Annotated in this window: 12 protein-coding genes; 5 read left to right on the top strand and 7 right to left on the bottom strand. The window is 47.1% G+C overall.

From position 1 onward, the window contains the following. Nucleotides 1–76: 76 nt before the first annotated feature. From HG547_RS19410 to lptD, 7 genes are all read right to left on the bottom strand, one after another. The gene (locus tag HG547_RS19410; RefSeq protein WP_169548763.1) at nucleotides 77–2,098 is read right to left on the bottom strand and encodes a methyl-accepting chemotaxis protein; all 2,022 of its coding nucleotides are present in this window, start codon (nucleotides 2,096–2,098) and stop codon (nucleotides 77–79) included. A gap of 97 nt (nucleotides 2,099–2,195) precedes the next feature. Then, nucleotides 2,196–3,020 (bottom strand): symmetrical bis(5'-nucleosyl)-tetraphosphatase, encoded by an 825-nt coding sequence (locus HG547_RS19405; protein ID WP_047535502.1) that lies wholly within the window; start codon nucleotides 3,018–3,020, stop codon nucleotides 2,196–2,198. 21 nt (nucleotides 3,021–3,041) lie between these two features. Then, entirely contained in the window at nucleotides 3,042–3,422 is a 381-nt protein-coding gene (gene apaG, locus HG547_RS19400) for a Co2+/Mg2+ efflux protein ApaG (protein WP_069454377.1), read from the bottom strand. 52 nt (nucleotides 3,423–3,474) lie between these two features. After that, nucleotides 3,475–4,281, bottom strand: a complete 807-nt coding sequence (rsmA, locus tag HG547_RS19395) for a 16S rRNA (adenine(1518)-N(6)/adenine(1519)-N(6))-dimethyltransferase RsmA (protein WP_169548762.1) — start codon at nucleotides 4,279–4,281, stop codon at nucleotides 3,475–3,477. 14 nt (nucleotides 4,282–4,295) lie between these two features. Continuing rightward, on the bottom strand, nucleotides 4,296–5,282 hold the full coding sequence (pdxA, locus tag HG547_RS19390; protein ID WP_169548761.1) for a 4-hydroxythreonine-4-phosphate dehydrogenase PdxA: 987 nt from the start codon (nucleotides 5,280–5,282) through the stop codon (nucleotides 4,296–4,298). Nucleotides 5,283–5,288: 6 nt separating this feature from the next. Then, the gene (surA, locus tag HG547_RS19385; protein WP_037421411.1) at nucleotides 5,289–6,593 is read right to left on the bottom strand and encodes a peptidylprolyl isomerase SurA; all 1,305 of its coding nucleotides are present in this window, start codon (nucleotides 6,591–6,593) and stop codon (nucleotides 5,289–5,291) included. A 221-nt stretch (nucleotides 6,594–6,814) separates the two neighbouring features. Next, nucleotides 6,815–9,112, bottom strand: coding sequence for an LPS assembly protein LptD (gene lptD / locus HG547_RS19375; RefSeq protein WP_169548760.1), 2,298 nt, complete (start codon nucleotides 9,110–9,112; stop codon nucleotides 6,815–6,817). Between the two features lie 115 nt (nucleotides 9,113–9,227). Here lptD and HG547_RS19370 point away from each other — a divergent pair, with 115 nt between their 5' ends. The 5 genes from HG547_RS19370 to HG547_RS19350 all read left to right on the top strand — a co-directional run bounded on the left by HG547_RS19370 (nucleotide 9,228) and on the right by HG547_RS19350 (nucleotide 13,569). Continuing rightward, nucleotides 9,228–10,319 carry a phosphotransferase gene (locus HG547_RS19370; RefSeq protein WP_169548759.1) on the top strand — a complete coding sequence of 364 codons (1,092 nt, stop codon included), beginning with the start codon at nucleotides 9,228–9,230 and terminating at the stop codon, nucleotides 10,317–10,319. After that, on the top strand, nucleotides 10,316–10,987 hold the full coding sequence (murU, locus tag HG547_RS19365) for an N-acetylmuramate alpha-1-phosphate uridylyltransferase MurU (protein ID WP_169548758.1): 672 nt from the start codon (nucleotides 10,316–10,318) through the stop codon (nucleotides 10,985–10,987). The genes HG547_RS19370 and murU overlap by 4 nt, the downstream gene beginning before the upstream one ends. A gap of 93 nt (nucleotides 10,988–11,080) precedes the next feature. After that, nucleotides 11,081–11,869: a co-chaperone DjlA gene (gene djlA / locus HG547_RS19360; RefSeq protein WP_011718024.1), complete on the top strand. Its 789-nt coding sequence runs from the start codon at nucleotides 11,081–11,083 to the stop codon at nucleotides 11,867–11,869. A 55-nt stretch (nucleotides 11,870–11,924) separates the two neighbouring features. Continuing rightward, complete coding sequence (locus HG547_RS19355) at nucleotides 11,925–12,569, top strand: outer membrane beta-barrel protein (protein ID WP_169548757.1); 645 nt, start codon at nucleotides 11,925–11,927, stop codon at nucleotides 12,567–12,569. 46 nt (nucleotides 12,570–12,615) lie between these two features. After that, a complete protein-coding gene (locus HG547_RS19350) occupies nucleotides 12,616–13,569 on the top strand; it encodes a D-2-hydroxyacid dehydrogenase (protein WP_169548756.1) in 954 nt (317 codons plus the stop codon). Nucleotides 13,570–13,767 lie beyond the last annotated feature (198 nt).

The following is a 13,767-nucleotide window of genomic DNA, read 5'->3' as shown; positions in this document are numbered from 1 at the left end:
ATAACCGAGTACAAGGGAAAGCGCAAGCCAAAGAAAAGGGCCGCGACAGCGACCCTATTTATACCTGAGTGTTTGCTTACACTCTAAATTCACCGACAGAAGCTTGTAGCTCTTCGGCAAGCTTAGCCACCTGGTGGCTTGATTGGGCGGTTTGATCTGCGCCAATCGCGGTCTCTTCCGAAATTGCTGCAATATGTTCTAGTTTTTCAGACACTTGTTGGCTTACTAAATTTTGTTCCTGCGCGGCGTGGGCAATATGAGTGCCTGCATCATAGGCTTTATGCACCGACTGGCTGATGGTCTCTAGGGCAAGGTTGGCTTGTTCTGTTTTTGCTACGCAGGCATTGGCTTGGGCACGGCCCATATCCATCGCAGCCACTGCTTGCTGTGCCCCTTGCTGTAGTACCTCAATCATTTGTTGAATTTCACGGGTCGAGACTTGGGTTCTTGATGCTAGGCTTCTTACTTCGTCGGCGACGACCGCAAAGCCACGGCCTTGTTCACCCGCCCGCGCGGCTTCAATGGCCGCGTTCAATGCCAATAGGTTCGTCTGTTCGGCAATGCCGCGGATCACATCCAAAATCGAGCCAATTGAGGCGCTATCCGATTGGACCTTGTTAATCACTTGGCCCGCTTTAGCCACTTCTTCCGCTAAGGCCAGAATAGTGTGTTTATTTTCCTCGGCAATAGCACGCATATGCTTAGCTTCTTGATCAGCTTGTTTAATTTGTGCGAGTGCATCATCGGCACTCATCGACACTTGTTGCGCGCTGGAGCTTAATTCTGTCGTTGCAGTAGCCACTTGATCGACTTGATTCTTTTGTTCTTGGATACCCGTGGTGGTTTGTGCGGTGATTGCAGAGGTCTGTTCAGCTGCGGCGGCAAGCTGGTTTGAACGATCTAAAATACCCGCAATTAAGCCGCGTAAACTATCGACCAAGCGATTACAGTTTTTGGCAAGTTCAGCAAACTCATCGTGACCTGAATCATCTAATTTATGGGTTAAATTACCTGAAGCGAGCACATTCAGCGCATTGTTTACTTGGTTCAGCGAGCGTTTTAGGGGCGTGACTACGGCAAAGCTGATAATAACGGCGACAACAATTGCGATAAGCACCACAATCATAGTGCGGATACTGGCTGCATCAATTTGAGCAATGGTTTCTTGGCTGATTTGTGCCGCAACCGCTTCGATATTATTGCTCACTTCTTCCATGTTACGATCGATGATTTTAGCGTCTTTCTCAATAATGCTGAGTTGATTCGATGCTGCCAGTGCGTGGTTCAGCTGGCTCGCTTTGAGTTGCACCATAGAATCTGAGCCTTCGAGGAGTGCCAGTACTTTTTTAATATCTTGGTTAATCGATTCTAAGGTATCAGCTTCAATAATACCCTGCGCATGGCGGTTAACGTATTCGAGCTTATTTTTGCTTTCGCTAAGAATGTAATCAAGTTCCTTGGAAATGAGTTCGTGTTTACTCATTTCTTCGTTTGTCACCAAATCAGCAATGGTGGTGATGATATTCCCCATGCTGCTATCAATTGCACTGGCTGAAGCTGCAAGACTCTGGGCATCAGGGTTTTGGCTATTTTCTAAATCGATAATATCGAGCAGTACCGATGAGGCATCATCAGCGGCATTTTCGAGTTTCTTTTTTAAATTGATAAGCTGTTCTTGTTTGCTTAACGCGGCTTCTCGCTCGGTAAGCATGGCCAAACTATCCCGCTCAAAGGTAGAAAAGCTTGTATTTAATTGAGAAATCAATGATGACAAGTTGTTTTGCTTTTGAACAAGCTGGTTGAGATTGCTGATCTCATTTTTAAACTGGGCGCTATGGTCGTTAAATACTTTACGGATATCGGGAATGAGCCGGGATTTTGGGGCATGGTAAGCGATTAATACTTGACGCTGTTGCTCACTCAGGGACTCGGTTAAATGATTGGTCGATTTTAGGGCTGGCAGGCTGAGTTCTTGCATCATCGCCGAACTATCTTTGAGGCTAATGTTTGTCAGGTAAGAGGTAAATCCTAACAACACAAGTAAAAGCGTGACTATGCTAAACCCGCCAATGACTCGGGTGGCTACATTAACTTTCATAGGATACTCCGGTTATTATTATATTATTCCGAATGAAAAGATTATTAAATTCAGGGCTTAGACGCACTGTCGTTTATCGACCAAAGTTAAGGTTAGTTTAACTCTTTTTTAACTTTTTTTGGGTAATTTTTTGGTCTTTTTCAAGATGCCATAGGGTGAGGTGTTCTCCCCAGCAACAGCCTGTATCGAGTGCTTTTAACTTAGGATCTTTCACTTTTCCCATCAATGCAGCCCAATGTCCAAACACTAATGTGTGACTTTGGCGTAACGCCGACGTAAATTCAAACCACGGGCGAAGCTGTGGATTACTGCAATTTTCTGGTGGCTGTTTACAATCAAAATCCAAATGACCATCGATATACAAATAACGCATGCGGGTCAACGCATTAATACAAAATCGCAGCCGATTTATACCAATAGCACTTGGGTCCCAACGTTCTGCGGTGTCGGTATACATTTGGCGAATGAGTGCATCGAGATAGTCATTTTGCTGTAGGGCTTGGCTAACTAGTTGGGATTCTTGCTTTAATTGTTCTAACGACCACTGCGGCGGTACGCCAGCATGGGTCATGATGACGTTATGTTCTGGCAACTCCCGCATTAAGGGTTGCTGCCTAAGCCAGTCGATAAGGCTCGAAATATCCGGTGCGTTTAATAGTGGTGTGAGGTTATCACTGGGTTTATCCCGCTTAAGTTTGCCATGCAGGGCCAGTAAATGCAGATCGTGGTTTCCGAGAACCGTTTTACCCGCATCACCTAGAGATTGAAAAAAGCGCAGTGTCGCTAATGAATCTGGGCCTCTAGCGACAAGATCACCCACCGCCCACAGTTCATCGCGGGATGGATTAAAGTCGACCTTAGCAAGTAATTTTTGGAGTTCGGCAAAACAGCCTTGGACATCACCAACAAAATAATGGGCCACAGTATCCTTTCTTAAATTAAATCAGTGTAATAAACCAGGGGTCGCTAAACGGAAGGGCTTAATGGTTGCCTTAAAACGTTCGCCAGATTCGCTGACCATACCATAAGTTCCATACATAATGCCAAGAGGCGTATCGAGTACTGTGCCACTGGTATATTGGTAGGCGGTATTGGGTGGAATGCTTGGGGTTTCGCCGACTACTCCTGCACCTTGTACTTCAGTCATTTTGCCGTTCGCATCGGTAATGATCCAGTGACGGGTTTCGAGTTTTGCGGTCTGCTCACCGAGGTTGATAATGGTGATAGTGTAGCTAAAGAGGTATTTCTGCTCCTCTGGCGAGGATTGTTGTTCAATATACTCGGTTTTGACTTCGACTCGGATAGAGTTATCCAATACGCTCATGTGAGTTCCTACAATGATATTGGGCACCTAGGTGCCCATCAAACTTAACTGCTTAAGCCTGCTTATCACATACCATATTCGCCATTGCAACATATTGTTCAACGGAGATTTGTTCTGGACGCAGGTTGTGATCGATACCTAACTGTTCGAACTCTTCATCAATTAACACTTGTTTGAGGTTATTACGCAGTGTTTTGCGGCGCATATTGAATGCCGTGGTACATAGCTGGCGTAGCACATTCACATCTTTACAGGGGAAGGGTTTTTCAGCATAGGGCAAAAGGCGCACTACGGCAGAATCCACTTTCGGTGGCGGCGCAAAGCTATGGGGTGGTACTTCGAGTACGGGGACCACTTGGCAAAAATATTGTGCCATAACCGTTAATCTGCCATAGGCTTTCGTGCCTGGACTTGCAGATAAACGCAGTACTACTTCCTTCTGCAACATAAAGTGCATGGTTTCAATCAGTTCGGCAAACTCGAACAGATGGAACATTAACGGAGTTGAAATATTGTAAGGTAAGTTACCAAAAACTTTGAGTTTTTTACCTGGGACAACCAACTGACTAAAATCAAACTGCAATGCATCGCCCTGATGAATGGTGAGCTTATCCTTAAGTACTGGGTGATGCTGCAAGCGCTCAACCAAATCGCGGTCTAACTCCACTACGGTGAGATTGTCTATCGAGGAGGCGACTGGCTCCGTTAAAGCGCCAAGGCCTGGGCCGATCTCTACCATCACATGGTCGTTATCGGGGGCGATCGCACCCACAATGCGGTTAATCACATTGTTATCAGTTAAGAAGTTTTGTCCGAAACGCTTTCTGGCCGTGTGGCCTAAATGTACTTTGCTACTCATTAATATCTAATCGTTTAGTTTTTTGAGGATAACTCAATGGCTTTATTCAAGGCGCAGACAAAACTGCCGATATCGGCTTTGCCAGTTCCCGCAAGATCGAGCGCCGTACCATGGTCAACCGAGGTACGGATATAAGGTAAACCTAAGGTAATGTTTACCGATTTGCCAAATCCTTGTGACTTTAGAACGGGTAAGCCTTGGTCATGGTACATGGCCAGTACGACATCCGCGTCCTGTAAATATTTAGGTTGGAACAGGGTATCGGCAGGGAGGGGGCCGACAATGTTCATTTGATATTCTTCACGCAGTTCATTCAGTGCCGGAATAATCACATCGATTTCTTCCCGGCCAAGATGGCCGTCTTCACCCGCATGGGGATTTAAGCCACAGACATAAATCTTAGGCGAAGCAATGGCAAACTTGCTGATAAGGTCAGCGTGTAAAATCTTGATAATATGATGTAAGCGTTGGCGTGTAATGGCTTTAGCAACATAAGCCAGTGGAATATGAGTGGTCACCAGTGCCACTTGTAAACCTTGAGTTGCTAACATCATCACTACATCGGGGCAGTTAGCCTGATGGGCAAAAAACTCGGTATGACCACTAAAGGAAATCCCTGCTTGATTGATGATCCCCTTATGCACTGGGCCGGTGACAACGGCATCAAACTCGCCACTCATGTTTTTTTCACCTGCGTAACGCAGAGTCTCAACCACATAGGTACTATTTTGCTCATCAAGTTGCCCACAAACGGCTTCAGTGACGAGCTTGAAGGGGGCGATTGTCAGCGTACCTGCTGCTTGAGGTTTTGGGGTCTGATCAGGCAAATAGGGGCGAAAGGTAACATGAAGGCCAAGTCGTTTAGCCCGGCTGGCTAATAATTCAGGATCCGCACAAACGACTAACTCAGCAGGCCAAGCCTGCTGAGCTAGTTGCACGACTAAATCGGGGCCGATACCCGCAGGTTCTCCGGGGGTAACGGCAATACGTTTAGTGGTCAATTTACCTTAACCTCGATTAGACTCAGGCTGAAAGACTTCAATGTATGCGTCGGCACGCATTTCGTCTAGCCAGTTTTGCAGTTCTTCGTTAAATTTGCGACGGAAAATCAGTTGGTGCGCACGGTTAGTATTAAATTGATCCGTGGCATCGGTTTTTCTACGCTCTTCTAACTGAGTGATATGCCAGCCGTGGGTAGTACGGAAAGGCTCACTGATCTGATCTGGGCTTAAACTATTAAGTGTCTGCGCAAATTCTGGCACATAAATACCTGGCTCTGCCCAACCTAACTCGCCCCCCTTAGTTGCTGAACCCGGATCTTCAGAGTATTGACGGGCTAAATCTTCAAATTTAGCTTCACCTGAACGAATTTGCTTCAGGAACTGTTCTAACATGGCCTTAGCGCGATCTTCCGACAGAATTGGCGATGGCTTGAGCAGGATATGACGCGCTCTCACTTCTTCAATTTCTTTGGTTTGCAAACCACGAGCATCCATAATCTTGATGATATGGAAGCCAGCACCGCTTTTAATTGGGCCGATAATATCGCCTTTTTTGGCGCCATTAATGACTTCTGCAAACAGGGTTGGCATCTCGTTGATGTTCATGTAATCCCAAATACCGCCTTCAAGTGCTTTAGGGCCAGATGAAGAGGCGATAGCGGTACGGCGGAAATCCTCACCACTCTTTAAACGTTCAAGCACGGCATTGGCGCGTTTGCTTGACGCTTCGAGTTGTTCACTGGTGGGATTATTGGGTACATCAATAAGGATATGGCCGATTTGGTATTCGACGTCCTTCATGCCTTGCTCTTGGATCAGTTTCACTAGGCCAGTGATTTCCTGTGGTGAAACTTGGATACGGCGTTGTACTTGAATACGTTGGATTTCACCTAAGGTGATTTCTTCACGTAGTTGCTCACGGTATTGGCCGAAGCTTAAGCCTTCGCTCTCAATTTTTTGCTGCATTTGCGCCACGGTCATTTTTTGTTCGCGCGCAATGTTTTCAATTGCTTGGTCTAACTGTAGGTCACCAATATGTAGACCAATGCGATCCGCCATTTGTAATTGCAGACGAGTCAAAATTAATCGCTCGATAACCTGGGTGCGCAGTGCACTGTCGGAGGGTAACGATTGATTCGCGGCCTTAGCATTGGCTTTAACCGTGTCAATCATATTGGTGATTTCACTTTCGAGCACAATACCGTCGTTGATTTGAACGGCAACACGGTCGAGTGGCTGGGGAGCTGCCATGGTTGGCTGGCTGATAGCGAGTGCAAATAAAGCAAAAATCAGATGTTTACTGGGTTTCATCCACAAAATCCTTGGCACGTTCTAAGGTCAGATTCGACGGCTTATTTAAGTTAACTTTACCATTTATATCGAAATTACAGTGAGTTGCCTAAATGTTCTTTTGTTGGTAACTCTTAAAAGATGCGTCACTCAATTCAGTTATTGGGTGAACGCACAGCTTTCATTAACTTGTTTGGACTCTCAGTCCTTGTTGAGGTTCAGCAATCTACCACAATTCTTTGCTAATTCCTCAGATAAAGCGGTTTTCTGTAGTTAAACAGACCATCATTGAGCATATCCGTTACACCTAATGGACCAGAACCACCGAGCCCTTTGATGACTAAGTTGAGGTACACACCACGCTCAAATTGCTCACGCTCATCGATAATGGCTGAGCCGATGTTGTCATCGTAGTTGGTTTTAATGCGATAGTGATAACTGAGGCGGATTGCATAACAGCATGATTCATATTGGAAACCTGTATAGGTTTCTATGCTACGACTCTCGTTGAGGTCATAGTACCAGTTGCCAACAAAATAGAGGCTGTCATTGATAGGCCAAGCTCCGCGAACACCTGCTTGGGAGATATTAACCAAATCGTTAGTGTTGGAGTTCAGTAGATCGGGTACATAACGATAGCTTAATTGCAGTAGTTTGTTGGCTTCAGGACGGAAGTCTAAGGTGACTTCGGTCTTCTTATTGTCACTGGTGTTGGTATCGTACTGAATGGCCGCGCCCAAATACCAGTCTTGGCTTAAACGAGTATCTAACTCGGCTGCCAAAACTGAAGTTGATTGATTTTGCTCAAAAATATTATCTTCATAGCCTAGCTTACTGTCTTGAAGATAGAAGATTTGTCCGAGACTGAATTTGGTCGCTTCTTGGTTATGGTCATCGAAGAAACGAGTTGTAATACCAAGGGTCACTTGGTTGGCATCGGCGATACGGTCAAGGCCAGAGAAGCGGCGATCCCGGAATAGACCAAAGTAGTCGTCCTGCAATTGGGCGGTATCGTAAATACCAATGCCCCGTTGATCCTCATAACCTACATACAGATACTGGAATTGAGGTTCGAGTGTTTGGCGATAATTTTGCTCAAATAGCTCGGTAAAACGTTCAAAGTTGATTTGTCCGTTGATACGCACCTGAGGAATGGTACGACTTACAGTGTCATCTAAGGTATCAAATTTAGTGTTATTTTTGTCCTGCCAATAGTTAGTTTGCATTAACTTTAATTGGCTCGTCAGTGAGCCTGAAGGACCATGGATTGGCAGTGTTAGGCTGGGTGCCATATGCAAACGGGTTGCTGTGTTTACATCGTCATCTTGGTGGGCAAAATTGGTCAGTTCTGAGTTAAAACCAAAGTCCAAGTTGTTCCAAAAGTCGGCGGCACGGTAGTTAAAGTTAACCTGTGGCATGACTTGGTATGGCTTTTCATCTTCGCCCAGAACTTTAATATCCTGCACCCGAGTGCTGATATCCCAATCACGTTCGAAGTAACTTACTTCGCCAATCCGTGATAATTGGTTATCGGTCGCACGGTTAACATCAGACTTTAAGTCGTTGAAATAGTTGTTATCTGAAACTTCAGTAAAGTTAGTCAATACTCGCCAGTTTTTATCGATAGCTCCCTGGTGTTGCCAGTTATACAGGTAACGATTTGGGCTGCCGCCGATCATTCGATCACTGCCTAGATATTCAAAATTCAAACGGCCATTTTGAGCTTCACCCGCGAGATAACGAAACTCAGTTTTAGTGAATAACCCGCGGTTAGTCATATAGTTTGGCGTAAATGTCAGGTCGTATTCCGGTGCAATATTCCAATAGTAGGGCGATGACACCTCAAAACCGTTGGTGGTGCTGGTGCTAAAGCTTGGATAGAGGAAGCCTGTTTTACGTTTGTCTGAAACCGGAACCGTCATATAAGGGATGTAGAACACCGGAATATCGGCCACTCGCAGCTTGGCATTCCAGATCTCGCCCCATTCTTCTTCGCTGTTGATCTTAATTTTTTCGGCTTCAAGCAACCAAGAGACGTTGTCAGGCGGACAGGTGGTAAAGTTCGTATTGGTTAAAATCAGGTTGTTGTTTATGGTGATTTGCAGTTTTTCTGCATCACCATGCACCTGTTGCCCGTGCAGCCAATACTGTGCGCCTTTGAGGGTGGCACGATTGCTGCGCATTTGTGCCTGCAGCGAGTCTGCGGTAACGGTAAAATTGCTGTCTTGGAAGACTAAGTTGCCATTAGCATCAAATTGTTCTGTGGCTTGATCGAGGATGGCTTCATCGGCAGCGATGTGTCTATCGCCTTGGCTGAAGACCACATCACCGGTAAAAATCGCTTGCTTACCCATTTCAGCTTTTGAGCGGTCTGAAGCTATTCGAATTTTTGCTTGTTCAGCCGCACTCAACCCCGGTTGAGATACGATACGAGGTACTGGCGGTTCGATTAGGCATTGTGATGCTGAGGTTGCGGGAGATTCGTCTGCCAGGACTAATTTAGGTAACAGGCTCAAGGCCAGAAGGTAACGGATCTGCATCTTAGGTCAATAATAATGATTTCTTAGTCTGGACAAGTATCGACGGGGAAAGTTGCAAACTACAAGTGCAACGCAGCAAATAAATCTCTCAATTTCTTAGCTGTTTCCAAATTATATGCCAGCTATAATAAAGCAATTTTTCTATAAGAGCCATGAAATGACTTTATCCGATCCGAGATTTATTTCCCTTAATCAGTGGCTGAACCGTTATTTTTCCTATGATGTGACCCCGATATTGATTTCGGGTGATGCTAGTTTTAGACGCTATTTTCGCGTCGTTGCGCGTGATGCTAGCTATATTGTCGCCGATTCTCCGCCCGCCTTAGTGCCTATCTCGCCTTTTATCGCCCTCGCTAGTAGCTATGCTGCGGCGGGACTGACAGTTCCAAAAGTGATTACTTCCGATGCCGAGCAAGGTTTTATGCTTCTGAGCGATCTGGGGGATACCCAGTTATTGTCTGTACTTACGGACGATAATGTCGCCGATTATTACCGCCGCGCATTGGCATTATTGCCTCAAGTCGCCTCAGTGGTTGAGAGCTTTGATCCTGTCACAGGCAACACGCAGCCCTTGCCTTTATATGATGAGGCGTTTGTGCGTCGCGAGCTGGGGATCTTTACTGAGTGGCTGTTAGAGAGGCATTTACAGCTCGAACTTAGCCATGTGGAACGCTCGCTTATAGAAGAAAGCTTTGACCTATTAGTGGAAAATGCCCTCGCTCAGCCAAAGGTGGGGATGCACCGGGATTTCCATAGCCGTAACTTGATGCTTAAAGATGGCGAGTTGTGCGTAATTGATTTTCAAGATGCGGTGCTAGGGCCTGTGACCTACGACGCTGTGTCTTTACTGCGGGATTGCTATATCCGTTGGCCGCAAACCATGGTGCTGGAGTTAATGCAGCAGCATTATCAGCAAGTGCTTGAGTTAGGGCAAATTCCGGCGCAGACATCCTTTACCCAGTACCAAACTTGGTTTGATTTAATGGGGCTGCAGCGCCATATCAAAGCTGCGGGTATTTTTGCCCGTTTACACTATCGTGATAACAAGCCCGCCTATATGGCCGATATTCCGTTAACCTTGTCCTACATTGTGGATATTGCCAGTGTTTATCCTGAGTTGGCACCATTTTCCGCTTGGGTGCAATCGCGCGTTGTGCCTGCGTTTGCGGCCAAGGAAAGGGATACTCAGCAGGGAGACAAGCAATGAAGGCGATGATCCTGGCAGCAGGCAGGGGAGAGCGTTTACGCCCATTGACTGACTCTTTACCAAAACCTCTAGTACCTGTGTTAGGTAAGCCGCTGATTGTGTACCATATCGAGAAGTTAGCGGCGGCGGGTATCGTGGATATCGTGATAAATCACGCTTGGCTTGGGCATAAGCTGGTCGAAACCTTAGGCGATGGTCACGACTTTGGGGTCAAGATCCAATATAGCGCCGAAGCATCGGCACTCGAGACCGGTGGCGGAATTAAACAAGCCTTGCCTCTGCTGATGACGGATGGCGACTCGGATGCACCGTTTTTAGTGCTCAATGGTGATGTGTTTATCGATGCTTTGCCGACGATTGTCCCCCTAGCGGATACAGCTCTGGCGCATTTGTGGTTGGTGCCGAATCCCGAGCAACATCCTAACGGCGACTTTGCCTTGGAACAGGGCCAAGTACGTGAACAGGGTGAGCAAAAATACACTTTCTCTGGCATGGGCTTATATCGCCCATCATTATTTGACGGCACGCCGGATGGTGCCTTTGCCCTTGGGCCTTTGCTGCGGGCTAAAATGGCCGATGGCCTGATCACCGGAGCACACTTTAATGGACTCTGGTGCGATGTTGGGACGATTGCGCGTCTGCAAGCATTGGAGTCAGCGCTAGCGTAATGGCATATCGACTAACGTTTAGCGCCCTGAGTGAACGGTTTCACTCGCAATGTCGATTGAGTGACTGAATAAATTATCAAATTGGGAATTAAGATGCGCCTTTGGGGTAAGTTTTTTGGATTTGTTATCGGGTTTATGTTTGGCCGTATTTTCGGTGCGCTACTGGGCTTATGGCTTGGGCATCTCTACGACAAGCGCGCTGGTGGTGGCGCCAGTTTTAGTCAGATCTTAGGTCAAGCCAAGAATCGACAGGGGATATTCTTTAACACCACCTTCGCCGTGATGGGCCATGTGGCCAAGGCGTCGGGTCGAGTGACTGAGACCGATATTCGTATCGCGACTATGTTGATGGACCAGATGCGCTTAACGGGTGAAGCCCGTAAAGAGGCGCAGCAGGCGTTCCGTGAGGGTAAAGAGCCCGACTTTGACCTGCGTAGCAGCCTGCAAGCCTTTCGCGCCGTGACCCAAGGCCGCCAAGAACTGGTGCAAATGTTTATCGAGATCCAAATTCAAACCGCCCTATCAGACGGTGAGCTCGATGCCGCAGAACATGCAATTCTGATGACGGTGGCCCAAGAGTTAGGTTATGGTCGTGGGCAACTCGATGAATTACTTAAACGTTGGCAAGCGGAATACCGTTTCCACCAAACCTCTAATGGAAATAAAACCTCGATTACCGACGCCTATCATTTGCTCGGCATTAATGCCGAGGCAACGGATCAAGAGGTCAAGCGGGCTTATCGTAAGTTGATGAACGAACATCATCCCGATAAATTGGTTGCTAAGGGGTTACCACCCGAGATGATGGAAATTGCCAATCGTAAGGCGCAGGATATCCAAGCTGCGTACGACAGAGTGAAATCGGAGCGCGGCATGCGCTAATGCTTCGGTTAACGTTGTCTACGCAAGGAATAATAACGATAGATAAGGGATTAAGATGAAATACGTTAACCGATTAAGTGTGATTGCAGGTTTATTACCTCTAACCTTCGCATTACCAACCTATGCCGAACCCGAGCTGTTTGTCGCCCCCTACGGTGGTTACAGCTTTGGCGGCAGCTCGTTCGATATCAATGAACTCGATGCTAACAACGCTGAAACCAATAATAAGCAGAGTGTGGGTATCGAAGAGGCGAGCCATTACGGCCTCATGTTAGGGATTGGCACTAACGATCCCGGCAATATTTACCTGCTTTACAGTCGCCAATCCTCCGAGCTGAAAAGCGGTGGCCTGTTTACCCCAGACTTAGTCGCCTCCTTAGATGTGGACTATATCCACCTTGGCGGCACTTTATTCTTCCCAAGTGGCGATTTTCAGCCCTACATTACCGCCAGTGCCGGGGTGACTCGGATGATGCCCGATGATTGGTCAACGGAAACCCGTTTCTCTATGGGCATTGGTGGCGGCGTCGAATATCGTATGATGCAAAACTTTGCGTTGTTTGCGGATCTGCGTGGCTACGCGACCTTTATTGACAGTGACACCTCACTTTTTTGTAATGAAGACCAATGCTTATGGCATGTCACATCGGATGTAATGTGGCAAGTGCAAGCCAATCTTGGGGTCAAACTCAGTTTTTAATTTTCCTGCTTTATGGGCAAGGCGCAAACGCAGTTAAGAGGTAAAGATGAAAATAGTCGTACTCGATGGTGAAACCTTAAATCCAGGGGATTTAACCTGGCAAGCGGTCAGCGCATTAGGGGAATTTAGCTGTTTTGCCCGCACGCCCTCGGCGGAGATTATCCCCCGCGCTCAGGATGCCGAAATTGTGCTCACCAACAAGACGCCCCTCGATGCTAACACCTTAGCCCAACTGCCTAAGCTTAAATATATCGGCGTGCTCGCCACGGGCACTAACGTGGTGGATCTTGCCGTCGCAAAAGCGTTAGGCATAGTGGTCACCAACGTGCCAGCCTATGGTCCTGATGCCGTTGCACAAATGGTATTTGCCCATATTTTGCATCACACGCAAGCGGTTGCGGCGCACCATCAAGCCGTTACCGCAGGGCAATGGAGTAATTGCAGTGACTTTTGTTTTACTTTAATGCCGCTGCAATCCCTTAAAGGTAAAACCTTAGGCTTGATTGGTTATAGGGATATTGGCCAGCAGGTGGCTAAACTCGCCTTAGCCTTCGGTATGAAGGTGTTAGTCAATACCCGCACCGAACCCAGCAATTTACCCCAAGGTGTGAGTTGGACATCCCGTGATACGGTATTTAAAGAGTCCGATATTCTCTCGCTTCATTGTCCTCTCACTCCTGAAACGACCGAGCTAATTAATACTCAAACCCTCGAATTAATGAAGCCGCAGGCGCTACTGATCAACACCGCGCGCGGCGGCTTAATCGATGAGGCTGCGCTGGCGGCGGCATTAGCGCAGGGCAAAGTCTTTGCCGGCGTCGATGTTCTCTCAACCGAACCACCGAGTGCGGATAATCCGCTACTAACAGCGCCCAATATCAGTATCAGCCCACACAATGCTTGGGCGACCAAAGAAGCGCGGCAGAACCTACTCAATATCGCAACGGCAAATCTCTGCGCCTATTTAGCTGGCGATAAAGTGAATTGGGTAAATCCCTAAGGCTTATGGGTTAGCTTGTTCCTGTTTAAAGGGAATAGGCTGCTACTCCAGCGTAAATTATGCAGGGATCGTAGGTAGTTAAAAATGTTGGCACCAACTGATAGGTGCGCCATGGCATTCGCTCACCGACACGCAGCGAGTCCGTCCGTGGATGCTCGACCGCCCCGTCTGATGTGAATGGATTCACGAATGCCGCGG

Source organism: Shewanella sp. DNRA4 (genome assembly GCF_012843185.1).
In the GTDB taxonomy this organism is placed as follows: Bacteria; Pseudomonadota; Gammaproteobacteria; order Enterobacterales; family Shewanellaceae; genus Shewanella; species Shewanella xiamenensis.
This window is presented reverse-complemented; position numbering and strand designations above follow the sequence as displayed.